Genomic DNA, 25,053 nt, shown 5'->3' on the forward strand with positions numbered 1-25,053 from the left:
GGTGCGGCCCCGCCCACGACGGGTCGGGGGAGCGGAGGCAGTGCGGCCCCCGGCTCCGCCGCGGGCCGGCGGTGCACGGCGGGAAGAGCCCGGATGACCCGTGCCCGTCGGCGGTTCGTGAGTGGTCGGGCGGTCAGACCTCGGCGGATTCGGCCGCGAGGGCCCAGGCGGCCCAGCCGCCGAGGATGTCGGAGACGTCCTCGATGCCGCGGTGGCGCAGCAGGCTGGCGGCGATGGAGGAGCGGTGGCCGCCGGCGCAGTGCAGGACCAGCGGACGGTCGGTGGGGAGTTCGCCGATCCGGGAGGACACCTCGCTCAGCGGGATGTGCAGGGCCTCGGGGATGAAGCCGTTGGCCTCGCGCTCGCCGCAGGTGCGGACGTCGACCACGAGCGGCGGGTTGTTTCCGGCGAGGGCGGCCTTGAGGTGGGTGGCGGTGAGGCGGCTGGCGGGGGTGACCTCGCCCTCCATCACCCGCAGGGCGTCCTCGGGGTTGCGGACGTAGCCCACGACACGGTCGAAGCCGATGCGGGCGAGGCGGGTGACGACCTCCTCCTCCCGGTTCTGAGGCGCCATCACCACCAGTTCCTCCGCGGGGTCCAGGACGGTGCCGGCCTGTTCGGCGAACCGGCCGTCGGCCGGCACGTTCACCGCACCGGTCAGGTGCCCGGCCGCGAACTCCTGCGGATCACGCGTGTCGACCACCACGGCGCCACCTGCCCGCAGTCCGGCGAACTCCTCCAAGGACAGCGGACGGGCCGTGGCGGCGGAGTCGTACAGGGGCCGCTCCCTGCGGTTGAGGTCGGCGTCGTAGGCGAAGTAGCCAGGTGCGGCGGACTGTCCCGCCGTCACCAGTGCGACGAACTCCTCCCGACCCATCGGGGCGCAGGCGTAGTTGGTCGCCCGCTGTTCCCCGATCGTGGAGGACTTCTCCGTCGACAGGTTCTTCCCGCAGGCCGAACCGGCGCCGTGGGCGGGGAAGACGCGGACCTCGTCCGCGAGGCCCATCAGCTTGTTCTGCACACTGTCGTGCAGCATCCTGCCCAGCTCCTCGGCCGTCACGCCCACCGATGCCAGCAGGTCGGGGCGGCCGACATCACCGATGAAGAGGGCGTCACCCGTCAGGACCCCGTACGGGACGGCGTCGGCGGCGTGTTCGTAGACGAGGACGCTGATCGACTCCGGGGTGTGCCCCGGTGTCTCCATGACCTCCAGCACCACGTCACCCAGGGTGATCCGCTCGCCCTCGGCGAGGTGACGGATCGGGTACTCCGTCTCGGCACGGGAGCCGTAACCGATCCACGCGCCGGTCTCGTCGGCCATCTCCAGGTGGCCGGCGACGAAGTCCGCGTGGAAGTGGGTGTTGATGACGCCGACCACGGTGAAACCGTGCGCCCGCGCATCGGCGAGGTATTCCGACACGTCCCGGCGCGGGTCGACGACGACAGCCTGCCCTGTCTTCTCGTCGGCGATCATGTACGACGCCTGGGACAGGCAGTCGAGGTAGTACTGGGCGAAGAACACGGCGAACCTTTCGAGGGAGAAAGCGGGCGCGGAGCGGAAGCCCCGCGAGACGGGAAGAAGTGCGCTGAGGGTGGGCGGCCCGGCCGTTCAGGCGGCCCGGACGTCCGAGCCGCGCACGACCGGGCGACCGGTGCGGGCCCACCCGGAGGTGCCGCCCGCGACCGAGACCGCGTGGACGCCGGCGGCCTCCAGGTGCTCCGCGGCCCAGGCGCTCCGGTTGCCGCTCGCACAGATCACGTAGACGAGCCGGTCGGCGGGGAGCGCGGCAAGGTGGGCGCCGAGCTCGGAGAGCGGTGCGGTGCGGACCCCCGGTACGTGACCGGCGCGGTACTCGTCCGGTTCCCGTACGTCGATGGCGAAGGCGCCCTCCGCCATTTCGGAGGCGAAGACGTCCAGATCCACTTCACGCATGGAAGATCACCCTTTCGGATACCCCCTGGGGTACTTACGGCGCCGACTGTAGGCAGGGGTGACGAGGGAAGTCAAATACCCCTAGGGGTATCGCGCGGCGCAGTCCCTTCCTCTACCGAAAAATACCCGTGGGGGTATGGTGGTCTGCGGTTATCGGAACAGGTGGGAGATCGAGATGACACGAGGGATCACGGCGAGGCGGCTCTCGCCCCCCGTCACCCCCTCGCCCGGCACCGTGCGTCTGGGCCTTCGGGAGAACAGGGCGCAGTTCGTCCTGCTCGTCCTCGTCACGGCGGCGGTCGGGGCGCTCGTCGGTCTGGAACGGACGACGGTCCCCCTGATCGGCACCGAGGTCTTCGGGCTCGCCGGGAACCTGGCCGTCTTCTCGTTCATCGTCGCCTTCGGCCTCGCCAAGGCGCTCACGAACCTCGCCGCCGGTGTGCTCACCGCCCGCTTCCGGCGCAGGCAGCTCCTGCTGACAGGCTGGCTGATCGGCGCACCCGTGCCGTTCGTCCTCGCCTGGGCGCCCTCGTGGTGGTGGATCGTGGCCGCGAACGTCCTGCTCGGCGTCAACCAGGGGCTGACGTGGTCGATGACCGTCAACATGAAGATCGACCTCGTGGGACCCGCCCGCCGGGGGCTCGCCACCGGCCTCAACGAGGCCGCCGGCTACGTCTCGGTCGGTGCCACCGCCCTGCTCACCGGCTATCTCGCCACCCATTACGGGCTGCGCCCCGCCCCCGAGCTCATCGGCGTGGTCTTCCTCGCCGCCGGACTCGGCCTGTCCCTGCTGGCCAAGGACACCGCCGCCCACCTGGCCCTCGAACTCTCCCGCCACCCGGCGCCCCCGGGCGGCGAGAACGGCAGACCGTCCTTCAAGGAGACCTTCGCCCGTACGTCATGGCGCGACCGCTCCCTGCGCGGCGCCAGCCAGGCGGGTCTGGTCAACAACCTCAACGACGGCCTGACCTGGGGCGTCTTTCCGCTCCTCTTCGCCGATCGCGGACTCGGCATCGCCGCGATCGGCCTGATCAAGGGGCTCTACCCGCTCCTGTGGGGCATCGGTCAGATCCCGGCCGGCCACCTCGCCGACAGGGTCGGCCGCAAGCCGCTCGTCGTGACGGGCATGCTGGTCCAGGCCGCGGCGCTCCTCCTCGCCCTCGTACTCCTCGACCGCCCTCTTCTCGCCGGAGTCCTCTCCGCCGTCGGCCTGGGTCTCGGCACCGCGCTGGTCTATCCGGCGCTCATCGCCGCCGTCTCCGACCACGCCCACCCCTCCTGGCGGGCCCACGCCCTCGGCACGTACCGGTTCTGGCGCGACATCGGCTACGCCGCCGGCGCCCTGACGGCGGGCGTCCTCGCCGACGCGCTGGGCCTGGACGCCACCGTCCTCGCCGCCGCCGTCCTCACCGCGGCCTCGGGCCTCCTCGCCGCCCGCTGGATGACCGACCACGCCCGAACCTGACCGACACACGCTCCGTCAGGGCCCCCTCGGGGCGGCCCTGGCCGAGACACCGGGCGGACAGAGTACGGAGGGTCCAGTAGGCGGTGATTTCAAATGATCTTTGGCCGGGTCCTGGACCGAAGCCGGTGGAACGACCTCCGGTCTGCCGGACCTCCGGACCTCCGGACGCCTGTGCGGCGGTGTGACGGTGAAAGCCGTCGCGTGGGCCTCTACGGTCGCGGGCCGAGGTGGTCGTGCCATGCCCTGCGGCCGGCGGGGGTCACGGTCAGGGCGCGGGTCGTGCCGATGCGTACGAGCCAGCCGGTGGTGAGGGCGTGGTCGCAGAGGGCGGCACCCACGGCGCCGGCCAGGTGCGGGCGGCGCTCGGTCCAGTCCAGGCAGGCACGCACCAGTGGACGGCGAGAGCCGCTGGGCACCGCGATGCCGAGCTCGGTCAGCCAGGCCGCGCCCTCGTGGGTCAGCCCCGGGTCCGGCCCCCACCTCAGCAGGCCGCGCTCCACCATCGCGTCGATGACCGTCAGGGAGACGGCCCCGGCCAGATGGTCGTAACAGAGTCGCGCACGGGCCAGTGCCTGCTGCCGGCCCGAGGCCGACAGGGAGCGCGGCCGGACGGTCTGTCGGGGGGCCAGCGCGGCGAGGCTCTCGATCAGCTCCAGCACCCGGTGGTCGGCCACCCGTAGGTAGCGGTGGCGTCCGTGCCGCTCCTCGGCGAGGAGCCCGCCGTCGACGAGCAGATGGAGATGCGAGGTCGCGGTGGAGCGAGCGACCCCGGCATGACGGGCGAGCTCGCTCGCCGTCCACGCCCGGCCGTCGAGCAGCGCCAGACAGAAGGCGGCCCGGGTCCGGTCGGCCAGCAGTCCGGCGACGGCCGCGAGGTCCACGCCCACGTCCTGATCCGCACGTTCCTCGCCCATGCCCCAGATTGTCGCCGACAACCGTTCGACGTCCCTCGAAGCGTCCGGGGCCTAGCGTCGGGAGGCCCGCGGGGCGCCGGCCCCGCGCCCCGCACCGGGGACACCGATGCCCCGCCCGCGTATGGGAGGAACCATGCCCGCACCCGACCCGACCCCCGAAGCGGCACCGCGTACCGCGCTCCGTCCGAGAGTGGTGGTCACCGATGCCGTGACACCCGCGGACATCGCGGTGATCTCCCGTGGCCTCGACGGGTTCAACGCCGAGACGTCGGGCGCCGACGACAGCGCACAGCTCACCGTCCTCGTGCGTGAGCCGGTGGAGGGCCGGGTGATCGGCGGACTGACCGGGCACACCTCGCGCGGGATGCTCTTCGTCGACCTCTTCTTCCTGCCTCCCGGGCTGCGCGGCGGCGGGCTGGGCAGTGAGGTCCTCCGGCAGGCGGAGGACGAGGCTCGTGCCCGGGGCTGCCGTACGGCCGTGCTCTACACGCTCTCCTTCCAGGCCCCGGGCTTCTACCGGAAGCGGGGGTGGACGTCCATGGGAGAGGTCCCCTGTGACCCGCCGGGCACCAGCCGTGTCTTTCTGAGCAAGGAGCTCGTGGGCACGTGCGGAGGGTCAGGCGAACGCGGGGTCGGTGAGGTCGAGGCGCAGTTCGTTCCACCAGTCGTTGCTGAAGACGGCCGTCGTGCCCTCGTATCGCACGCCCAGGAACGGGTTCGAGTGGAACATGAAGGCCGCCCAGCGCAGCGAGCCGTCGGCGTCGAGGCGGGCGAGGTGGCCGATGTTGCCCATCCCGCCGCCACCGCCGCACAGTGACCCCGATCCGTCCGGCAGCGGGCTCTCGAAGAAGCGGTCCACCTCGACGGTGCCGTCCTCCTCGACGGCCAGGGCCACGGGGAGCGGTTCGCCGAGCCGGAAGGGGATCGGCTGCCCCGCGTCCGGGTGGTACGTCCCGGGGCCCTCCACGTCGAGATCGAGCGCGGTGTCGTCCGGGCGGTACAGCCCGTCGCGGTACGGCATCTCCCCGGCCGCCCACAGTCGTAGGACGATCCCTGACCTCTCCACACCCTGCCCCCGTCTCCGTGTCTCCGGTCCTTTGGACCGGAACGTACCGGACCGGCGGTGCCGTTTACGAGGGCGGCCTGAGAGGATCGAACCATGCCCGCCTCTCCGACCCCGGCCCCGACGCCCACCGTCACCCCGCCCGCGCCCCTCACCACCGACCGGCTGCTGCTGCGGGCCGTTCACCGCGGTGACCTCGCGGCCGTCACCCGACTGTGGACCGACCCAGAGGTACGGCACCACCTCGGCGGCCCCGTCACCGAGCCCGTCATCCGCATCCGGCAGCGCAGGATCGTCGGGGCGGCCGGATGCCACGCCGTGATCCGGGCCGAGGACGACGTCCTCCTCGGGCTCGTCACCGTGGAGCCGGGCGCGCGGAACGGGGAGACGGAGGTGTCGTACCAGTTCCTGCCCGAGCACTGGGGGAAGGGTTACGCCCGGGAGGCGGTGGGCGCGGTCGTCGCACGGGTCCTGGAGGGCACGCCGAGCGTGGTCGCGCTCACCCAGGAGGCCAACCACCGCTCGCGCCGCCTCCTGGAGGCCGTCGGCCTGGAGCACGCGGAGTCCTTCGTGGAGTGGGACGCCCGACAGGTCCTGTACCGGATCCGCCGGGGCTGACCCGGCCCGGCGCCCGCCCGCGCCCGCCCCGACCCGCGGCCCCGGGCCCTCAGCGGGGCTTCCCGCCCGCCGCGAGCGCCGCCACCGCCCGGGCCAGGCGCGCCGCTCTCGTCTTCGCCGTACGAGCCTGCCACAGGCTCAGGATCACCAGGTAGCGGTCCGTCTTCCCCAGGGCGTCGAAGGCCGCCGAGGCCCGCGGGTCCGCCGCGAGTGCCTCCGCCAGGTCGTCCGGGACGGTCGCGTCCTTCTGGGAGGGGTACGCGGCCTCCCACCGCCCGTCCGCCCGCGCCGCCCGCACCTCGGCGAGGCCCGGCTCGCGCATCCGGCCCGCGGCGGTGAGCGCCTCGACCTGGCGTACGTTGACCTGGGACCAGAGGCTGCGCGGCCGGCGCGGGGTGATCTTCTGCAGATACGTGCGCTCGTCGCGCGTGATGCGCTTGCCGGTGATCCAGCCGTACACGAGCGTGCCGTCGAGGATCTCGTCCGCCGTCGGCGAGGGGAGGTCCGTGCCCTTCTTGGCGAGCAGCAGCCAGATGCCCGGGGTGTCCCCGTGGTGCTGCTCCAGCCAGGCCTCCAGCTCCGTCCCGTCGCCGAACGCGATGACCGCGAGCCCCTCGACCGTCTCGACCGTCTCCACCGGAAAGCCCTTCCCCCGTACCGCCGTCACCGTCGGCGACTCCGCCGGCGGTGCTTCGCGAACAGGATATTGGCAGCGGCGGGACGGCAGCCGTATCTCGCGTGCGGCCCTCGCCCGGGTCCCCGACCCGCCCCGCCGCGGAGCGGGGCGACGTACGATCCACGGATCGTCCAGCAGGGCGCCTACGCCAAGGAGCTCCGACCCATGTCCATCCTGGTGATCGGCGAGTGCGTCGCCGACATCGTCCGCGCCCCCGCCGGCTCCGGCGCCGCCGACCGCGTCCACCCCGGCGGCAGCCCCGCCAACGTCGCCTACGGCCTCGCCCGCCTCGGCCGGGACGTCACCCTGCTCACCCAGCTCGCCGACGACCCCTCCGGGCAGCTCATCACGGACCACCTCAAGGGCGCGGGCGTACGGGTGGAGGTCGGGGGCGTGCCCGCCCGCACCCCGTCGGCGGTCGTCGGCCTCGATGCCCGCGGCCAGGCCACGTACACCTTCGACATCGCCTGGACGCTGGAGGCCGACCCGGCCCGCCCCGCGCCCGCCCACGTCCACATCGGCTCGATCGCGGCCGTCACCGCGCCCGGCGCGGCGGCCGTCCTCGCCGTGACGGAGGCGCTCCGGGACCGTGCCACGGTCAGCTACGACCCGAACGTGCGGCCCGGGCTGATGGGCGAGCACGGCGAAGCGGTCGCGCGCGTCGAGCGCTGTGTCGCCCTCAGCGACCTGGTGAAGGCCAGCGACGAGGACCTCGCCTGGCTGTACCCGGGGGAGAACCCGCGGACGGTCGCCGCCCGCTGGCTCGCCCTCGGTCCGGCCGTCGTCCTTGTCACCCGGGGCGCCGAGGGCTCGCTCGCCCTCACCCGGCAGGAGGCCGTCACCGAGGACGCGCCCCGGGTGGCCGTCGTGGACACGGTCGGCGCGGGCGACTCCTTCATGTCCGCCGTCCTCGACACCCTGGCCGGGCGGGAGCGTGAGGTACTCGGCGCGCTCGGCGCCGAGTACCTCACGGGGCTGCTGCGGAAGGCGGGGGCGGCGGCGGCCGTCACCGTCTCCCGGGCCGGCGCCAATCCGCCCGACCGGGCCGAACTGGACGCGGCGCGAGAGGAGTTCGGCCTCAGATCCGGGCGTGTGTCGTGATGTCCGAGGCGAACTGCTCGACCATCTCCGGGGTGACCGTCGGCCGGCACTGCGCGATGGCCTCCAGATAGTCCGCCGTGCTCGCGCCGGGGTCCGGGTCGTCCCCGCCCCGGCCGCCGATCGCCACCAGGTCCCGCTCGAAGGAGGCCTGGGCGGCGATCCGGGCCGCGTGCTCGATGTCGGCCGGGGTGAACAGATCGCTCGCCAGGACGAGTTCGTCGATGTCGACGTCCGTCCGTCCGTCCGTGTAGCGGGCCCAGATCGCCGCCCGCGCCACCTTGTCCGGCGTACCGATCGGGATGAGGTAGTCGAAACGGCCGGGGCGCAGGAAAGCCGGGTCGAGGGAGCGGATCGAGTTGGTGGCGCAGACGAGCAGCCGCTCGTCCCGCTCCCGGAAACCCGGTATCAGCTTGAGGAGTTCATTGGTCACGCCGTGCATGCCGCCGGGCTGCGCGGGCTCCGAGCGGACCGGGGCGATCTCCTCGACCTCGTCGATGAAGACGAGGACCCGCTCCAGCTCGGCGATCCGCGCGAACGCGGACCGCAGGGCGGCGGCGAGGTTCCCCTCGTCGGCGAGGCGGGACGGCAGGATCTCCACGAACGGCCAGCCGAGCCGGGAGGCGATGCCCCGCGCGAACGTCGTCTTCCCCGTGCCGGGCGGGCCGAAGAGACAGACCGCGCGCGGCGGCCGCACCCCGTGCCGGGTGGCCCGCTCCGGCTCGGCCAGCGGCAGGACGACCCGCCGCTCGATGAGGTCCTTCTCCCGCTCCATCCCGGCGACCTTCGCCCACAGGTCACCGGGGAGCAGCCGGCCGCCGAGGTCGTCGAGGAGCCCGGCGGCGGGCCCGTGCAGGGGCTCCACCTTCTCGAAGTACGCCACGGCGGGCTGGCGGGTGTACCCGGCGTTCAGCAGCCCCTCGCCGAGGAGCTCCTCCTCCGGCAGCACGTACGCGATCCGCCCGACCCGGGCCGCCACGAGCCGCCGCTCCAACTCCACGAGCAGGGCGCTGGCCAGGCCGCGGCCGCGCCATGCCGAGGAGATCGCGACCCGCATCACCCAGGCCCGCTCCCCGGCGACACAGGCGAGCGCGGCGCCGATGGGCACGCCCTGGTGGACGGCGACCACGGCCGGCTGCCGCGAGGTGAGGGCCCCGATGCACTCGGCGAGCGAGAACACGGACTCCTGCCCGAGCTCGGCGGTGGTGTCGATCAGATGGACGACGGCGGCGAGATCGCTCTCGCGATAGTCGTGGATGTGCCAGTTCACCGGTGGTACCGCCCCTCGTTGGTGCCGATGCGGCGAGGCTAGGCGCGGCCGTGGACACCGGTCGTGCGCCGCCGTGCACAAGCCGGTGCCGGCAAACGCTCCGTACCGGCTCTATGTGCCCGGGGGGACAGGATGAACGGCGGGACAGCACGAGCAGCGGGACATCACGAACAGCGGGACATGGCGAACGGCGGCACCTCCGCGGGGGAGGTGCCGCCGTTCCGGGGGATCAGATCGTCACGTCCTTCTCTTGGTCATGAGCAGTCCGCCGGCCGTGAGGGAGAACAGGCAGACGCACGCACCGGTGATCACGTTGCTGAGGACGGTGCCGGTGTCGGGGCTCTGTCCGACCACCCACGGGGCGATGATCAGCCACGCGCCCATCAGCAGGACGACGACGTTGAGGTCCTGCGACCGCTCCGGAGCCATCGACATGCACAGGCCGAGCACCGCGAGGGCGATGCCGACGACCAGGTTCGTGATGGCGAGTGCGGGCTGGGCGGCGGAGAAGTGGACCGTCCACGGGGAGATCGCGGCGTAGATGCCGGCGAGGATCACGAGTTCCTCGACCGCCGCGACACCTCGGGTCTGGAGCATGCGGGCGTAACGATCCCGCATTTCCGACGCATCGGGGTGTCCCGCGATATCACCAGGACGGTGAGAGACGTCGGCCATACGACTCGCCTCCTTCTGGCGTCATGCACGTCTGACCGCTTGTGCGGCGTGTGGCAATCATGCCGCGGCTCCATTGTGCTCTTATCTGTCCTTTATGTGTAGGTCTGCACTCTAAGGGAAGCGCACAGAATTCGCCCGGCCGATCTGCCCGGAACCACCAAACACAGGTGGGTCCGGGCAGCCCGGCGTAGCCTGGAAGTGGACTCGGGGCCAGGCCTCTACACGCCAGGAGCGAATGATGGCCGGCATCGTTCAGAAGAGCTTTGATTCAGCGGACGAGACCCGCCCCTTCGAGGACGGCAAGGGCAGGCTGGACCTCGTCAACGGCTCGCGCGGAGCGGTCGGCCGCGCCGTGTTCGAGCCGGGTTGGCAGTGGTCCAAGCATGTGAAGCCGATCGCCGGCACCGACAGCTGTATGGCGTCGCACGTCGGATACATCGTCAGCGGCCGGATGAAGGTCGTCATGGACAACGGCGACACGACGGAGTTCGGCGCCGGCGACTTCATGGAGGTCACGCCCGGACACGACGCGTGGGTGCTCGGCGACGAGCCCTGCGTGGCCCTCGACTGGGTCGGCTTCGCCGACTACGCCCAACCGTCCGGATCCTGACGGGCACGGCTCGCTTCCTCCGGCTCCCGGCGGGCTCGCCTCCGCCTCAAACGGTGGCGGGCTCCGCCGGCGACGCGCCGGAGGCGATGCCGAACGCCGGGTCCGGTACCGACTCGGGCGCGAGGAGGACCGAGGCGACGCCGTCCACGCCGACCGGCACGTCGCCGTCGATGGTCACGCGGCGCAGCTTGCGCTCGTGGTCGTCGGAGTCGTCCACGCCGTAGTGCTGGGTGGCGCGGTTGTCCCAGATCGCCACGTCGCCGACCTGCCACTGCCAGCGCACGGTGTTCTCCGGGCGCTCGATGTGCGTCTGGAAGAGGGCGAGCAGGGCGCGTGAGTCGGCGCCCGTGAGGCCGCTGATCCGCTGGACGAAGTTGCCGAGGAGGAGCGTGCGCTCGCCGGTCTCCGGGTGGACCCGCACGACCGGGTGCTCCGTGAGGTACTTCGTCGAGGCGAAGACCTCACGGAAGCGCGCGAGCTGTTCGGGCAGGACGCCCGGGCGCAGGGCCGCGTAGTCGTAGTCGTTGGAGTGCACCGCGCGCAGGCTGTCTGCGAGGGCGCGCAGCGGCTCGGGGAGATGGGCGTACGCGGTCGCGGTGTTGGCCCAGAGGGTGTTGCCGCCGTACGGCGGGATGGTCACCGCGCGCAGGATCGAGAACGCGGGGTACGCCGGCACGAAGGTGACGTCCGTGTGCCACTGGTTGGCCCGGGCGCCGTAGTCCGAGTCGATCGGGAAGGAGTAACGCCCGTCGGCGGAGGGGACGGTGGGGTGGGCGACGGGAGTACCGAGCAGCTTGCCGAAGGCCTCGTGGGCCTCCTCGTCCAGGTGGTCCTGGCCGCGGAAGAAGACGACCTTGTGCGCCAGGAGCGCGGCACGGATCTCGGCGACGGTCCCGGCGGACAGGTCGCCGCCGAGGCGGACTCCGGAGATGACGGCGCCGAGGCGGCCGCCGACCTTCTCGACGGTGACGGTGGTGGTAGCGGTCGACATGGTGGTCCTTTCGGGGTGGTGCGAACGGATTCCGGAATTAATTCCGGAGCGGAAGCAATGACATGACGGCGAGGAACCCGCCACCGCGAACGGGACAGCGGTGTGCCGGGAGTGGTGCGCGGTGTACGGAGCCGGCGAGGTGGGCGCCGGGGTACGGGTGAGGGCGGCGAGCCCGTCACGCGAAGGGTCGCGAGGATCAGGCGCCGGAGCCGGCGGGACACGAGGAGGTCGCGAACATGTCCCGGAGCCTCGCAGCGGCCGTCGCGGGACGTCAAGCGGCCTTCCGGGCCACGAACCGCGCCCCGTGATGGTTGAATCGGCGCCTGCCCGCCCCCGGTGTCCTCGCTCTCCGTGCCCAGCTGCACCGCCGCTGACCAGCGGTGACGCAAGGGATTCCGGCGGGGGCGGCCCGGACGGGCGGAGCCGCGACGGACCCGCCGCCGGCAGCCCGGGGAATTCACGCCGCCGCAACAGTGACGCAGAGAGGCACCCATGACGACCACCTCCCACGGCTCCCGGATGGCGGGCGACGGCCGCCGCGAGGCCAACGCCGCCACCGTGCTGCGGACCGTCCTCGACCACGGTCCGGTCGCCCGCGGCGCCGTCGCCCGGCTCTCCGGACTCAGCCCCGCCGCCGTCTCGCGCCAGGCCACCGACCTCACCCGGCTCGGCCTCCTGCGCGAACTGCCGGAGCTGGCCGGAGGCGGGGGCGTGGGGCGTCCGCAGATCCCCGTCGACCTGCACATCGGCGCCACGGGCGGACCCGTCGTCGGCGGCGTCCACCTCGGCGTCCCCAGCTCGACCCTCGGCCTGGTCGACCTGCGCGGCCGGGTCCTGGCCCGCCGCACCCATCCGCACGACGGCATCGCGCCGCACGACCTGCCCGCCTCCGTCGCCCGCGCGCTCCGCGGCTTCCTCGACGAGCACACCAGGGGCCGCCCCCTGCTCGGGGTCGGCGCCGCCGTCGGCGGCTGGGTGGACCCCGCCGAGGGGGTCGTCGTCCGCCACGACGCCTTCGGCTGGCGCCGCCGCCCGCTCGCCGCCGAGCTCACACGGGGCCTCGGCGGGCACACCGTACGGCTCGACAACCACGCCCGCTCCATCGCCCAGTCGGAGATCCTCTTCGGGCGGCCCGCGGCCCGGCGCAGCCTCGTCCATCTCTTCGTCGGCAATGTCGTCGACGCGGCCGTCGGGCTCGCCGGGATCGTGCACCAGGGCCCCGGCTCGGCGGCCGGCGACGTGGCTCACCTGCCCGTGCCGGACTCCACCGTCCCCTGCCCGTGCGGGCGTTCGGGGTGCCTGGAGGCGACCGCCTCGAACACCGCGCTCGGCCTCACCGCCGTGCGGCGCGGGATCGTCCCCGAGCCCGACACGTTCCTCGTCGTGGACGCCGCGGCGGCGGGGGACCGGCGCGCCGACCGGCTTCTGCGCGAGCGGGCCCGCGCGGTGGGCCGGGCCGTCGCGCTGCTCCTCGACGTCCTGAACCCCGATCTCGTCGTCGTGACCGAGCACGCCAGCGTCCTCGAACCGGACTACCTGGAGGAGATCCGCGGGGCGGCGATCGACCTCTCGCACGTCTGCGACGACCCCGAACGCATCGTCAGTCCACATGCCGGACCGGCCACGCTGCCCGTCGCGGCGGGCACGGTTCTGCTGAATTCGCTGTTCAGAAGGCCTCTTGAGACGGTCGAGGAACTCCTCTCCGAGGGCGGGGAAGGGTGACGGCGTCTCAGAATGCGGGCAACGCCGGTTGACCGCCTCGCGGAGCCGCTGTCATATTGCTCCCGTGAATCCGGACATGCGCCTCATCTCCCGCAGGCACGTCGACCTCTGTCGACAGGCCAGTGCGGTCTGTGCCGTCCGCGTCTGAACCTCCGCGCCGGGCGTCGAACCGGTGGCCCCGTCGGGCCCGCTGACTCCGTCCCGACCCCGCCGGACATCCCCCGGCTCTCCTGACCTTCCGGCACCCCGGCGCGCCCTGGCGTCCCGACCGCCGGCCGGCTGAATCGCCGCACCGCGTCGTACTTTCCGTACCGCGTCGTACGTCGCCGTACCGCGTCGTATCTCCGTACCGCGCCGTACTTCGCCGTACTGCCGTACCGGCGCACCCCGTCCCGCACAGCGCACCGCGCGTACCCCGCACGCCCGGTGCGGCCATTTCTCCCGCAGCGGAAGGAATGGCCGCGCCCCGTGCGCCTCCGACTCCCTTCACAGGCAGGCAACGATGACCGAGTCCCGTCCCTCCACGCCCCTCACCCCCACCCGGCGCACCACCCTGCGCGCCGCGGGCGGCGGCGCCCTGCTCCTCGGGCTCGGACTCACGGGCTGCCGCTCGGCCGTCTCCGAGCCCGAGACACCCGCAGGAAAGGCCGGTGCCGAGGCCCGCCGCGGTGGCACCCTCACCGTCGCCATCAACTCGGACTTCACGCCCAGCCTGCTCTTCGCCCAGAGCGGCCAGTCGCTCCAGCACCGGCTGATCTACAACACCCTCACCCGGTACGACGACCAGCTCAAGCCGCAGCCCGAACTCGCCACCTCCTGGGAGTACGCCCAGGACGGGCGCAGCATCACCCTCAAGCTCCGCACCGGCGTCACGTACCACGACGGCAGGCCCTTCACCGCCGACGACGTGATCTTCGCGGTGAAGAACCTGCAGAACCCGCTGCGTGCGGCCCAGTTGAGGGCCACGGCCGCCGCCGTCACCGGCTTCGACAAGCGCGGCGACCACGAACTCGTCCTCAAGCTCGCCCATCCGGTGAACAACCTCTTCGACCTCTTCGAGTTCATGATCCTCACCGACCGGAACAGCGTCGAGGACGCCGTCACCGGCAAGAAGCTCAACGGCACCGGCCCGTTCAGGCTCACCAAGTGGAGCCCCGGCACCGGTCTCAGCTTCACCCGCCACGAGAAGTACTGGCAGCCCGACCGCCCCTACCTCGACGCCGTCGAGTTCCGGGTCGTGCCGCAGGCCGACGCCCTGCTCTCCTCGCTGCGCACCGGCCAGTCCCAGCTCTCCTTCGGCGTCCCCGGCAAGAACCTCCCCGTCATCGCCTCCACCCCCGAACTCGCCATCAGCCAGTACACCACCGGAGGCGGCGCCTACTACCTCGGCGTCAACACCACCGTGGCCCCGCTGAACGACAAGACCGTCCGACAGGCCCTCGCCTGGGGCATCGACCGGGAACGCATCCTCAAGCAGGTCCTCGGCGGCTACGGACTCGCCTCCGCCACCCCCTGGCCCAAGTCCTCGCCCGCCTTCAGCGAGGCCGGCCGCACCCACTACACGTACGACCCCGGCAAGGCCCGCGAACTCCTCAAGTCCGCCGGTCACCCCAAGCTCGACCTGCCACTGCTCCACATCAACCTGCCCGGCGACACCGCCGTCGCCGAGGCGATCCAGTACGACCTCAAGCAGATCGGCGTCCAGGTCACCCTCCAGCCCACCGACCCGGCCACCGCCCAGAAGAACCTCATCTCCCAGTCCATGCCCGGCCTCTGGACCATGAGCCACAGCTTCGCCCAGGTCCAGCCGTCCACCCTCGCGGTGAGCGCCTACCCCTTCAACGAGGCCAAGAACACCTCCAGGTTCCGCTCCGCCGCCTACACGAAGGTCGTCCGCGAGGCCTGGACCACCCCGGAGACCGGCGCCCGGGCCAACGCGCTGCGGCAGCAGATCACCGACACCCTCCTCGACGAGGCGTTCATCATCGACCTCGTCATCCGCGGCGCCGTCCAGGTCGCCTCGAAGAAGCTGCACGGCGTCACCCTCAACAAGTTCGCCTACCTCAACCTCGACAACGCCTACCTGGCGGGATGAGATGCGCGGCCATCTGCTGCGGAGGCTCCCCTCCGCCCTCCTCGTCCTCCTCGTCGCCTCCTTCGCCGCCTTCGCCCTCCTCCGCCTCGTCCCCGGCGACCCCGCCGCCGTCCTCGCCGGACCCGACGCGAGCCCCGAGACCGAGGCGGCCATCCGGGACCGCCTCGGCCTCGACGCCTCCCTGCTCAGCCAGTACGTCCAGTGGCTCGGAGACCTCGTCACCGGCGACCTCGGACCGTCCTACGCGATCGGCGGACAGACCGCCGACCTGATCGGCGAAGCCATCGGCGCCACCGTCGAACTCACCCTCGGCGCCCTGCTGTTCGTCGTCGTCCTCGGCGCCGCCTTCGGCATCGTCGGCGCGACCTCCGGCAACCGCTGGCTCCGCGGCACCGTCCGGATCCTCACCACCGGAGCGCTCGCCGTCCCGCCCTTCGTCACCGGCGTCCTGCTCGTCCTCCTCTTCTCCGTCCTCCTGGGCGTCCTGCCCCCGGGCGGCCGCGTCCCGCTCCTCGCCGCCCCCGACCTCGGCGTCCAGTACCTGCTGCTGCCCGCCCTCTGCCTCGCCCTGCCCAGCGCCGCCGTCCTCGGCCGCTACCTCAAGGACGGCATCGAACGCGCCCTCGGCGAGGACTACGTCCGCACCGCCACCGCCGCCGGCATCGCGCCCCGACGCCTCCTCTGGCGGCACGCCCTGCCCAACGCCCTGCCACCCGTCGTCACCCTCCTCGGCATGCAGACCGGCAACCTCCTCGGCGGGGCCGTCCTCGTCGAGGCGATCTTCGCCTGGCCGGGCCTCGGCCAGCTCGCCGAACAGGCCCTGGTCCGCCGCGACTACCCCGTCGTCCAGGACCTCCTGCTGCTCCTCGTCACCGTCTTCGTCCTCGTCCAGCTCCTCACCGACCTCGTCCACGCCTGGCTCGACCCCCGGATCAGGTGGGAGTGACCGCCATGACCACCACCCTCACGAAGGCCGCGCAGCCCCTCGCGCGCCGCCCCCTTCACCCCTACCGGGCCGCCCTCGCCACCGCCCGCGGCCGTACCGGCCTCGCCCTCGTCGGCCTGGTCGTCCTCGCGGGGCTCCTCGCCCCGCTCCTCTCCGGCCACGGCCCCACCGACCAGAGCGCCCTCGCGCTCGCCGGCCCCGGCACCCCCGGCCACCCGCTGGGGACCGACGACCTCGGCCGCGACCTCCTCACCCGCCTCCTGTACGGCATCCGCGCGGACCTCGGCATCATCGCCGTCGCCGTCCCGCTCGGCGCCGTCCTGGGCTGCCTCTTCGCCCTGGCCGCCGCCGCGCACCCGATCGCCGACACCGTCGTCCAGCGCACCTTCGACCTGATCCTGGCCTTCCCCGGACTGATCCTGGCGCTCGCCATCACCGCCGTCCTCGGCCCCGGCCGGCTCCCCGTGATCATCGTCATCGCCCTCGCCGAGATCCCCGTCTTCGGGCGGCTCCTGCGCACCGGCATCCTCGTCCAGAGCGGCCGGGAGTACGTGACGGCCGCCCGCGTCGGGGGCACCTCCGGCGGCCGGATCCTCACCCGGCACATCCTGCCCAACGCCGCCGACCCGCTCGTCGTCCAGTTCGCCGTCTCCCTCACCGTCGCCGTCTTCATCGAGGGCGCGATGAGCTTCCTCGGCGTGGGAGTGCGGCCCCCCGAACCCACCCTGGGAGCCGTGCTCAGCCAGTCCATGCCCTATCTCGCCCAGGCCCCGCACTTCGCCGCGGGACCGCTCGTGACCGTGACCGCGCTCGTCCTCGGCCTCTCCCTGACCGCCGAGGCACTGAACCGGGAGATACGCCGATGACCACCCCGCCGCTCCTCGAAGTCCAGGGCCTGGACGTGGAGTTCACCACCCCCGACGGCGGGGCACTGCACGCCGTGCGGGACGTGTCCTTCACGCTCCGCCGCGGCGAGACGCTCGCCGTCGTCGGCGAGTCGGGCTCCGGCAAGTCCACCACCGCCCTCGCCCTCCTCCGGATGCTCCCCGGCACCGGCCGGATCACCGGCGGCTCCGTCCACCTCGACGGGCAGGACCTCACCACCGCCGACGAGCCCGCGCTGCGGGCCGTACGCGGAGCCCGTGTCGGCATGGTCTTCCAGGACCCGATGACGGCCCTCAACCCCGTCCTCACCGTCGGCCGCCATCTCGACGAGGTGCTGCGGGCGCACGGCGGGCGGGACAGGAGGGCCCGCCGCGCCCGCGCCGTCGAACTCCTCGGCCTCGTCGGCATCCCCGACCCCGAGCGCCGCCTCGACGACCACCCGCACCAGTTCTCCGGCGGCCAGCGCCAGCGCGTCCTGATCGCCATGGCCCTGGCCGGTGAACCCGACATCCTCCTCGCCGACGAACCCACCACCGCCCTCGACGCCACCGTCCAGGACCAGATCCTCACCCTGCTCGGCGACCTCACCCGCACCACCGGCACCGCGCTCGTCCTCATCACCCACAACATGGGCGTCGTCGCCCGCGCCTGCGACCGCGTCCTCGTCATGTACGGCGGCACCGTCGTCGAGGACGGCCCCACCGCCGAGGTCCTGTCCCGCCCCCGCCACCCCTACACCGCCGGTCTGCTCGCCGCCGTGCCCCGGCTCTCCGCCCCCTCCGGCACCCGGCTCACCGGCATCCCCGGCACCCCGCCCGACCTCTCCCTGCCACTCGCCGGCTGCGCCTTCGCGGCCCGTTGCTCTCTCGCCGAGGACCGCTGCCACACGACCACACCGCCGCTCACCGCCGTCGCGGACACGGGCAGCGACACCGGCACGGGCGGTGCCATCGGCATCGGCATCGGTACAGGCATCGGTACAGGTACGGGGACCGTCCGCGCCGCCTGCCTCCTCGCCGCAGAGCGCACCGAACCACTCCCGCCGCCCCCGCCCCCCGCCCCGATCGACCGGCCCGCACCCGGCGACGTCGTCCTGAGCGCCGAGGGGCTCCGCAAGACGTACAAGGGCCGGCGCCGCCGCTCCTTCACCGCACTCGACGGCGTCTCCCTGACCCTCGCCGCGGGCGAGACCCTCGGCATCGTCGGCGAGTCCGGCTCCGGCAAGTCCACCCTCGCACGGGTCCTCGCCCACGCCCACCCCGCCGACGGCGGCCGGATCCTCCTCGACGGCCGGGACGTCACCCGACCGGACCGGGCCGCGCTGCACTCCGTACGCCGCCGCGTCCAGATGGTCCTCCAGGACCCGTACGCCTCGCTCAACCCCCGCATGACCGTGGGGGAGATCGTCGCCGAACCCCTGCGCGCCTTCGGGACCGTCGCGCCGGGGGAGCGCGCCGAGCGCGTCGCGGAGCTCCTGCGGCTCGTCGGCCTCGACCCGGCCGCCGCCGACCGGCACCCCCGCTCCTTCTCCGGCGGCCAGCGCCAGCGCGTCGGCATCGCCCGCGCCCTCGCTCCCGACCCCGCCGTCCTCATCTGCGACGAACCCGTCTCGGCGCTCGACGTCTCCGTCCAGGCCCAGATCGTCGGCCTCCTCACCGACCTCCAGCGCGACCTGGGCCTCGCCCTCGTCTTCATCGCCCACGACCTGGCCGTCGTCCGCCAGGTCAGCCATCGCATCGCGGTGATGCACGAGGGCCGGATCGTCGAGACCGGCGCCGCCGACGAGCTGTGCGAACGGCCCCGCGATCCGTACACCCGCGCGCTGCTCGCCGCCGCGCCCGAACCCGTACCCGTGCGGGTGCCCGCCGGGGCGGTGTCCGCGTGAGCGCCTGCTGCACCCCGGGACGCCGCTGTACGGGAGCGGCCGGCGCCGCCCGGGCCGTCGAACTGCTCCCGCCGCCGACCGTACGGACCGCTCCGCCGCCCCGCACCATGGCGGAGCTGCCCGGCGGCACGTTCCGCATGGGCGACGCCTTCGACGAGGGCTATCCGGCCGACCGCGAAGGGCCCGTGCGGGAGGTCACCGTCGCCGCCTTCGCGATCGACACGACCGCCGTCACCAACGCCCAGTACACGGACTTCGTCCGGGCCACCGGATACCGCACCGACGCCGAACGCCACGGCTCCTCCTTCGTCTTCCACCTCCTGCTCCACCCCGCGGCCGCGCACCACGTCCTCGGCCGGGTCCCGCAGGCCCCCTGGTGGCTCGGAGTCACCGGGGCCGCCTGGCACACCCCCGAGGGCCCCGGCTCCGACGTCGAAGGCCGCGCCGACCACCCCGTCGTCCACGTCTCGTACGACGACGCCCTCGCCTACTGCGCCTGGGCGGGCGTCCGGCTGCCCACCGAGGCCGAGTGGGAGTACGCGGCCCGCGGCGGCCTCGACGGCGCCCGCTATCCGTGGGGCGACGACTTCACCCCCGGCGGCGAGGAACGGTGCAACACCTGGACCGGGGACTTCCCGTACCGCTCCGACCGGCCCGGCGGACGCGTCGGCACCGTGCCCGTCACGGCGTACGCCCCCAACGGCCACGGCCTGTACAACACCTCCGGCAACGTCTGGGAGTGGTGCCAGGACGCCTTCGGCCCGGGGGAGCGCGTCATCCGGGGCGGCTCCTACCTCTGCCACGCCTCCTACTGCAACCGCTACCGGGTCGCCGCCCGCTCCCACAACACCCCCGACTCCTCGACCGGCCACGGCGGATTCCGCACAGCCCGCACACTCCCCCCGGAAGGACCCGCCTCCCCATGAGCACCGCACCCCGCCGCGACCCCTACGAAGGCTTCGCCGGTCGCGTCGGCCGCACCTTCGCCGAGTCCGAACCCGCCTGGCCCAGCCGTACGACCCCACCGGCCAAGGCCCCCAACATCGTCGTGGTCCTCGTCGACGACATGGGCTTCAGCGACATCGGACCGTTCGGCTCGGAGATCCCCACACCCGTCCTCGACGGCCTCGCCGACGACGGCGTGCGGCTCACCAACTACCACACCATGCCGCTCTGCTCACCGGCCCGCGCCGCCCTGCTCACCGGCCTCAACCCGCACCGCGTCGGCTACGCCATGGTCGCCAACGCGGACCCCGGCTTCCCCGGCTACGGCATGGAGGTCGCCGACGACATCCCCACCCTCGCCGAACTCCTCCACGACGCCGGCTACGCCACCTACGCCGTCGGCAAGTGGCACCTCGTCCGCGACTCCGCCTCCAACGCGGCGAACGACCGCGTCAACTGGCCGCTCCAGAAGGGCTTCGACCAGTACTACGGTGTCCTGGAAGGCCTCACCAGCCTCTTCCACCCGCACCAGCTCGTCCGGGACAACAGTCCCCTCGACATCGACGAGTTCGCCGACGACTACTACTACACCGACGACATCACCGACCAGGCGATCTCCATGGTGAAGGCGCTGCGCGCGCACGACCCCGACAAGCCCTTCTTCCTCTACCTCGCCCACAACGCCGTCCACGGCCCCCTCCAGGCCAAGGCCGAGGACATCGCCCGCCACCGCGGCCGCTACGACGAGGGCTGGGACGTACTGCGCGAGCGGCGCTTCGCCGCCCAGCTCGCCGCCGGCTTCTTCCCGCCCGGCACCGAACTCCCCGCCCGTAACAGCGAGGCCGGCCTCGACGTCCCCGCCTGGGACTCTCTGGCAGAGGATCAGCAGCGGCTCTACGCCCGCTACATGGAGGTCTACGCGGCCCTCGTCGACAACATCGACCAGAACCTCGGCCGGCTCACCGACACCCTCGCCGCCCTCGGCGAACTCGACAACACCATCATCGTCTTCACCTCCGACAACGGCGGCACCGGCGAAGGCGGCCCCGAGGGCACCCGCTCCTACTTCAGCCGCTTCGTCCACCACCCCCGACTCCCCGGCGACTGGGACCCCGACGTCGACCGCGACCCCGAACTCATCGGCGGCCCCCGCAGCCTCGTCCACTACCCGCGCGGCTGGGGCATGGCCTCCAACACGCCCTTCCGGCTCTACAAGGGCCACACCTACGCGGGCGGCGTGCGCGTCCCCTTCGTCCTCTCCTGGCCCGAAGGCACCCGCGACGGCAGGCTCGCCACCGGACCGCGCCCCCAGTACCAGTACGTCACCGACATCGCCCCCACCCTCCTCGAACTCGCCGGTCTCACCCGGCCCGAGAGCCGCCGCGGCGTCCCCCTCCAGGAGCCCGACGGCATCAGCTTCACCCCCGTCCTCGCCGACCCCGCCCACACGTCGACCCACCCCGAGCAGTACTGCGAGATGACCGGCAACCGCAGCCACTACCGCGACGGCCGCAAGCTCGTCACCCTCCACCGGCCCGGAACCCCCTACGACGACACCGAGTGGGCCCTGTACGACATCCGGACCGACCCCACCGAGATCCATGACCTCGCGGCGGAACAGCCCGAACTCGTCAAGGAGTTGTCGGCCGCCTGGGAGGAGGCCGCCTGGCGCAACGGAGTCTTCCCCCTCCCCGACCACAGCGGCGCCCTCGCCCGCCGCAACCCCGCCGAACAGCGACTCGCCCGGCCCCTCACGCTGCTCCCCGGCACCCCGGAGCTGGAGCGCTACCGCTCCTCGCGGCTGGTCTCCCTGCGCTCCTTCGCCATCGAGGTCCTCGTCGACGAGAGCGGCGAAGGCGTCCTCGTCTCCCACGGCGACCAGGGCGGCGGCTACAGCCTCTACACCGAGAACGGCCGGCTGACCTTCGCGTACAACGAATACGGCCGACTCCACGAGACGGACGCGGGACCCCTGACCGCAGGCCCGCACGAGATCCTGCTCACCGCCACCGCCGAGGAGGGACTCCGCTGGCGGTTCACCGTCACCGTGGACGGCGAGCGGCGCGCCGCCCCCGACAGCGTGCACCAGCTCATCGGCATGGCCCCCTTCCAGGGCATCAGCGTGGGCGTCGACCGCAAATCGCCCGTCTCGTGGCCCCTCTTCGAACGCCACCGCTCCTTCCGCTTCACCGGCCGGCTCCGCTCCGTCACCTACCGGCCGGGAGCACCGGGCCCGGACGCGCCCGAGACCGTCGCGGCGGCGCTCAAGGAGGCGGCAGCGGCCTTCGAGTGAGAGGCAGCGCGGAGCCGGGCCTGGCGGTAAACCCCTGGCCCGGCCACGGCTGACCAGCCAGAATGCCCCCATGACCCAGCATCCCGACATCGCCGAGGCCATCGCGGGCGAACTGCGCCTGTTGGACCCGTCCGTACGCGTCTCCCGCGCGCTCGCCGTCGAACTCCTCGACCCCGAGTTCGAAGAGGTCGGCGCCTCCGGCCGCCGCTGGACGTACGGGGAGATGCTCGCCGCGCTTCCCGACATGGCCGGGAACGCCGAGGAGGGCACCCACTACGAACCCGGCGCCGTCAGGGGCGTGCTGCTCGCCCCCGGACTCGTGCACGTCACGTTCGAGACGGTCCGCGACGGCCACCGGGCCCGCCGCAGCTCCCTGTGGCGGCGGGACCCGGCGGGGGCGGCCGACGCGCCCCTGCGGATGTACTACCACCAGGCCACGCCCGTACCGGACGCCGTCCGGTGACCTCGCCGCTCGCGGGGGCCCGACGGCTGTGGGAGGAGCTGGCGTCCGTTTCACCAGGGTCGTTCCCGCCGAAGGGCGAGGTGAAGGTCCTGGTGTCCCCGGAGTCGGGGACGTGCCCGAAGGGCTGGGTGGGGGTGGTGACCCTCGACGGATCGGCGCTGGTGACGGCGCCCGACGCGCGCGTGGCCGCGAGGGTGCGTGAGGCGCTGCGCGGACGGTCCGTCGACGCGGCGGGGGAAGCGTCCTCGTACCGCGAGGCACTGCCCGTGGCCCGCGTCCTCGGCCCGGCGGCGCTGTCGTACGCCTCCCCGGAAGGCTTCCGCCCGGTGGCCGCCGCCTCGGCGGTGGAGCAACTGCCCGGCCATCACGCGGCGCTGCGCGGCCTGGAGCGCGCGGCGGGCCACGAGGACGCGGACGAGGCCGCTCTGGACGGGATCACGTCGCCCGCGTTCGTCGTCCGCGCCCACGACGACGAGGTGGTGGCCGCCGCCGGGTACCAACTCTGGCCCCGCCGGACGGCCCACCTCAGCGTCCTGGTCGCGCCGGCGGCACGCGGCCGGGGACTCGCGCGCACGGTGGCATCTGCCGCGGTCGGCCACGCGCTCGCCGCCGGACTGCTGCCGCAGTGGCGCGCCCGCCCCGAGGCCTCGCGGCGGGTCGCCGCCGCGCTGGGCTTCGAGGAACTGGGCACGCAGCTCTCCGCGGAGATCCCCGGGGACGGGTACTCCCCGGGGAGTGGCTAACGCGGCGAGGTCCCGCCGGCGTAGACATTGTCCGGGGTGATGATCCGGGTGATCGCCCGGGCGAGCAGCGTGGACGGCTCCTGGTTGTCGACCCGGCGGGCGTCCGTGTTCAGCATGAGGACCAGGGTGGCCTTCTTCGAGGGCAGATAGACGGTCACCGTCTCGTACCCCGGCAGCGAGCCGTTGTGCCCGATCCAGCCCTCGGTCTTCAGGATGCCGAGGCCGTACGTCGTGCCGGGGAAGCCGGTCGGCAGCGTCTTGAGGCGCTGGGCCTGGGTCTCCGGGCTGAGCAGCTCCCCGGTGGCGACGATCTTGGCCCAGTGGCGCAGGTCCTGGAGGTTCGAGATCATCGCCCCCGCCGCCCAGCCCCAGCTCGGGTTCCAGTCGGTGGCGTCCGCGATCCCGCCGCTCAGCGTCTGGTCGGTGTAGCCGCGCGAGTGCGGCTCCGGGAACTCGGCGCCCACCGGGAACAGCGTGCCGAACAGGTGGGACGGCCGGAGCACCCGGTTGCGGATGACGTCCTGGAGCCGCTGCCCCGTCACCTTCTCGACGACCAGGCCGAGCAGGATCAGATTGCTGTTGGAGTACTGGAACTGCGCGCCCGGCTTGAAGGTGTTCTTGTGCCTCATGCCGTACGGGAGCACCTCCTCCGGGGTCCACTGCCGCTGAGGGTCGCTCAGCAGATCGTGGATGAAGTCCGCGTCGGAGGTGTACGGGAACAGGCCGCTGCGCATCTCCGCGAGGTGGCGGAGCGTGATCCGGTGTCCGTTGCGGACGCCGGGCACGTACTTCGCGATCGGGTCGTCGAGGCCGACCCGGCCGTCGTCGACGAGCTGGAGCAGTGCGGTGACCGTGAAGGTCTTGGTCTCGCTGCCGATCCGGATGTACGAGTCGGCGGACATCGGCTCACGGGTCACGGTGTCGGCGACACCGCTCGCGCGGACGTAGCTCCCCTTGCCCGGCATCCACACGCCGACGACGACGCCGGGGATGCCCGCCTGCTCGCGAATGTCCTTGATGGCCTTGTCCAGCCGGGCGTTCACCTCCGGGCCGAGGCCGCCCGGCGGGCAGTCGTCCTTGTCGTGGCGGTCGATGCCGGCCGCGTGGACCGTCGGGGCCGGGGCCACGACCGTCGGGGCCAGCACGGACGCCACGAGCAGTGCCGCGGCGAACAGACGTCGGGTGGGGATGCGTCGCATGTCGGGGGCGCCTCTTCCGGTTCGGGGAGCAGGCAGCCACATCACCATCCGTACCCGTGGCGGAGAGCCCCGTCCGTGGGGCGCCTCATCGAGTCCACTCGTTCGGCGTCGCGCGGATCGCTGAGGCGGCCCCCTGGCGGGCCCGCGTCCACGAGGCGGCCCCCTGGCCGGCCCGCGTCCACCGTGCCTACGTGTAGGCGTACGCGTCCGTGACGCAGTCGGCGGCGCACCGCCAGTGCTCGAACCGGCGCCGCAGTGCCGCCGCCGCGTGCCGCCGCTCCACCACGGCGTACCCGTAGCGGTCCTGCGTCACGCTCACCACGGCCTCGACGGTCACGATGGCCGGTTCACCGTCCCCGGCGGAGCTGCGGGCCGCCGCGATCACATGGTCGGCCGCCCGCTGCAGATCGCGCGCGTACTCCCGCTGGGCGACGGACCGTGCCCGGGAAGCGGCGAACGGCCGCACCGCGCGGCCCTTCCAGACGACACCCGCCGTGATGAATCCCGCGCCGAGGAGGAAGACGAGCGACACCAGCACGACATCGAGGCTCCACCTCATCGCGC

General features: G+C 72.9%; 24 protein-coding genes and 1 pseudogene. 15 read left to right on the forward strand and 10 right to left on the reverse strand.

Features of this window, described 5'->3' with window-relative positions:
- Positions 1 to 133 precede the first annotated feature (133 nt).
- Positions 134 to 1,522: an MBL fold metallo-hydrolase gene (locus SGA01_RS00705; protein WP_141292357.1), complete on the reverse strand. Its 1,389-nt coding sequence runs from the start codon at positions 1,520 to 1,522 to the stop codon at positions 134 to 136.
- A gap of 87 nt (positions 1,523 to 1,609) precedes the next feature.
- The gene (locus SGA01_RS00710; protein ID WP_141292358.1) at positions 1,610 to 1,933 is read right to left on the reverse strand and encodes a rhodanese-like domain-containing protein; all 324 of its coding nucleotides are present in this window, start codon (positions 1,931 to 1,933) and stop codon (positions 1,610 to 1,612) included.
- 175 nt (positions 1,934 to 2,108) lie between these two features.
- Here SGA01_RS00710 and SGA01_RS00715 point away from each other — a divergent pair, with 175 nt between their 5' ends.
- On the forward strand, positions 2,109 to 3,398 hold the full coding sequence (locus SGA01_RS00715) for an MFS transporter (RefSeq protein ID WP_141292359.1): 1,290 nt from the start codon (positions 2,109 to 2,111) through the stop codon (positions 3,396 to 3,398).
- A 209-nt stretch (positions 3,399 to 3,607) separates the two neighbouring features.
- Here SGA01_RS00715 and SGA01_RS00720 read toward each other — a convergent pair whose 3' ends face one another.
- Entirely contained in the window at positions 3,608 to 4,312 is a 705-nt protein-coding gene (locus tag SGA01_RS00720) for an ArsR/SmtB family transcription factor (protein ID WP_141292360.1), read from the reverse strand.
- A 133-nt stretch (positions 4,313 to 4,445) separates the two neighbouring features.
- Here SGA01_RS00720 and SGA01_RS00725 point away from each other — a divergent pair.
- A pseudogene (locus SGA01_RS00725) lies at positions 4,446 to 4,835 on the forward strand (GNAT family N-acetyltransferase); the annotation flags it as partial.
- Between the two features lie 93 nt (positions 4,836 to 4,928).
- Here SGA01_RS00725 and SGA01_RS00730 read toward each other — a convergent pair.
- On the reverse strand, positions 4,929 to 5,378 hold the full coding sequence (locus tag SGA01_RS00730; RefSeq protein ID WP_229917674.1) for a hypothetical protein: 450 nt from the start codon (positions 5,376 to 5,378) through the stop codon (positions 4,929 to 4,931).
- A 93-nt stretch (positions 5,379 to 5,471) separates the two neighbouring features.
- Here SGA01_RS00730 and SGA01_RS00735 point away from each other — a divergent pair, with 93 nt between their 5' ends.
- Entirely contained in the window at positions 5,472 to 5,993 is a 522-nt protein-coding gene (locus tag SGA01_RS00735) for a GNAT family N-acetyltransferase (RefSeq protein WP_141292361.1), read from the forward strand.
- A 49-nt stretch (positions 5,994 to 6,042) separates the two neighbouring features.
- Here the strand turns inward: SGA01_RS00735 and SGA01_RS00740 are convergent, their stop codons facing one another.
- Positions 6,043 to 6,630, reverse strand: coding sequence for a YdeI/OmpD-associated family protein (locus tag SGA01_RS00740; RefSeq protein WP_141292362.1), 588 nt, complete (start codon positions 6,628 to 6,630; stop codon positions 6,043 to 6,045).
- Between the two features lie 204 nt (positions 6,631 to 6,834).
- Here SGA01_RS00740 and SGA01_RS00745 point away from each other — a divergent pair, with 204 nt between their 5' ends.
- Positions 6,835 to 7,770 (forward strand): carbohydrate kinase family protein, encoded by a 936-nt coding sequence (locus tag SGA01_RS00745; protein WP_141292363.1) that lies wholly within the window; start codon positions 6,835 to 6,837, stop codon positions 7,768 to 7,770.
- On the opposite strand, the gene SGA01_RS00750 is transcribed toward SGA01_RS00745, so the two are convergent.
- Entirely contained in the window at positions 7,748 to 9,037 is a 1,290-nt protein-coding gene (locus tag SGA01_RS00750; RefSeq protein WP_141292364.1) for an ATP-binding protein, read from the reverse strand. The genes SGA01_RS00745 and SGA01_RS00750 overlap by 23 nt on opposite strands.
- A gap of 237 nt (positions 9,038 to 9,274) precedes the next feature.
- Entirely contained in the window at positions 9,275 to 9,634 is a 360-nt protein-coding gene (locus SGA01_RS00755) for an SPW repeat protein (RefSeq protein WP_308699030.1), read from the reverse strand.
- Positions 9,635 to 9,950: 316 nt separating this feature from the next.
- On the opposite strand from SGA01_RS00755, the gene SGA01_RS00760 reads away from it, so the two are divergent.
- Complete coding sequence (locus SGA01_RS00760) at positions 9,951 to 10,322, forward strand: cupin domain-containing protein (RefSeq protein ID WP_141292365.1); 372 nt, start codon at positions 9,951 to 9,953, stop codon at positions 10,320 to 10,322.
- A 46-nt stretch (positions 10,323 to 10,368) separates the two neighbouring features.
- On the opposite strand, the gene SGA01_RS00765 is transcribed toward SGA01_RS00760, so the two are convergent.
- On the reverse strand, positions 10,369 to 11,313 hold the full coding sequence (locus SGA01_RS00765) for a TauD/TfdA dioxygenase family protein (protein WP_141292366.1): 945 nt from the start codon (positions 11,311 to 11,313) through the stop codon (positions 10,369 to 10,371).
- 492 nt (positions 11,314 to 11,805) lie between these two features.
- On the opposite strand from SGA01_RS00765, the gene SGA01_RS00770 reads away from it, so the two are divergent.
- The 10 genes from SGA01_RS00770 to SGA01_RS00810 all read left to right on the forward strand — a co-directional run bounded on the left by SGA01_RS00770 (position 11,806) and on the right by SGA01_RS00810 (position 23,290).
- Entirely contained in the window at positions 11,806 to 13,035 is a 1,230-nt protein-coding gene (locus SGA01_RS00770) for an ROK family transcriptional regulator (RefSeq protein WP_141292367.1), read from the forward strand.
- Positions 13,036 to 13,111: 76 nt separating this feature from the next.
- Positions 13,112 to 13,183, forward strand: a complete 72-nt coding sequence (locus SGA01_RS42735) for a putative leader peptide (RefSeq protein ID WP_329625827.1) — start codon at positions 13,112 to 13,114, stop codon at positions 13,181 to 13,183.
- 354 nt (positions 13,184 to 13,537) lie between these two features.
- Positions 13,538 to 15,130: an ABC transporter substrate-binding protein gene (locus tag SGA01_RS00775; protein WP_141292368.1), complete on the forward strand. Its 1,593-nt coding sequence runs from the start codon at positions 13,538 to 13,540 to the stop codon at positions 15,128 to 15,130.
- Between the two features lies 1 nt (position 15,131).
- Positions 15,132 to 16,076 (forward strand): ABC transporter permease, encoded by a 945-nt coding sequence (locus tag SGA01_RS00780; RefSeq protein ID WP_141292369.1) that lies wholly within the window; start codon positions 15,132 to 15,134, stop codon positions 16,074 to 16,076.
- Positions 16,077 to 16,081: 5 nt separating this feature from the next.
- Positions 16,082 to 16,942: an ABC transporter permease gene (locus SGA01_RS00785; RefSeq protein ID WP_141292370.1), complete on the forward strand. Its 861-nt coding sequence runs from the start codon at positions 16,082 to 16,084 to the stop codon at positions 16,940 to 16,942.
- Positions 16,939 to 18,846, forward strand: coding sequence for a dipeptide ABC transporter ATP-binding protein (locus tag SGA01_RS00790; RefSeq protein ID WP_141292371.1), 1,908 nt, complete (start codon positions 16,939 to 16,941; stop codon positions 18,844 to 18,846). The genes SGA01_RS00785 and SGA01_RS00790 overlap by 4 nt, the downstream gene beginning before the upstream one ends.
- Positions 18,843 to 19,772, forward strand: a complete 930-nt coding sequence (locus SGA01_RS00795; protein ID WP_371865953.1) for a formylglycine-generating enzyme family protein — start codon at positions 18,843 to 18,845, stop codon at positions 19,770 to 19,772. Before SGA01_RS00790 ends, SGA01_RS00795 begins: the two co-directional genes overlap by 4 nt.
- Positions 19,769 to 22,084 (forward strand): arylsulfatase, encoded by a 2,316-nt coding sequence (locus SGA01_RS00800; protein WP_141292372.1) that lies wholly within the window; start codon positions 19,769 to 19,771, stop codon positions 22,082 to 22,084. The genes SGA01_RS00795 and SGA01_RS00800 overlap by 4 nt, the downstream gene beginning before the upstream one ends.
- Positions 22,085 to 22,154: 70 nt before the next feature.
- Positions 22,155 to 22,547 (forward strand): nuclear transport factor 2 family protein, encoded by a 393-nt coding sequence (locus tag SGA01_RS00805; protein WP_141292373.1) that lies wholly within the window; start codon positions 22,155 to 22,157, stop codon positions 22,545 to 22,547.
- Complete coding sequence (locus SGA01_RS00810; RefSeq protein ID WP_141292374.1) at positions 22,544 to 23,290, forward strand: GNAT family N-acetyltransferase; 747 nt, start codon at positions 22,544 to 22,546, stop codon at positions 23,288 to 23,290. The genes SGA01_RS00805 and SGA01_RS00810 overlap by 4 nt, the downstream gene beginning before the upstream one ends.
- Here the strand turns inward: SGA01_RS00810 and SGA01_RS00815 are convergent.
- Both SGA01_RS00815 and SGA01_RS00820 read right to left on the reverse strand, forming a co-directional pair.
- Positions 23,287 to 24,489: a serine hydrolase domain-containing protein gene (locus SGA01_RS00815; RefSeq protein WP_141292375.1), complete on the reverse strand. Its 1,203-nt coding sequence runs from the start codon at positions 24,487 to 24,489 to the stop codon at positions 23,287 to 23,289. The two genes, SGA01_RS00810 and SGA01_RS00815, sit on opposite strands and share 4 nt — an antisense overlap.
- A 187-nt stretch (positions 24,490 to 24,676) precedes the next feature.
- A complete protein-coding gene (locus SGA01_RS00820) occupies positions 24,677 to 25,048 on the reverse strand; it encodes a hypothetical protein (RefSeq protein ID WP_055645201.1) in 372 nt (123 codons plus the stop codon).
- Positions 25,049 to 25,053 lie beyond the last annotated feature (5 nt).

The organism is Streptomyces gardneri (assembly GCF_006539185.1).
GTDB classification, from domain to species: Bacteria; Actinomycetota; Actinomycetes; order Streptomycetales; family Streptomycetaceae; genus Streptomyces; species Streptomyces gardneri.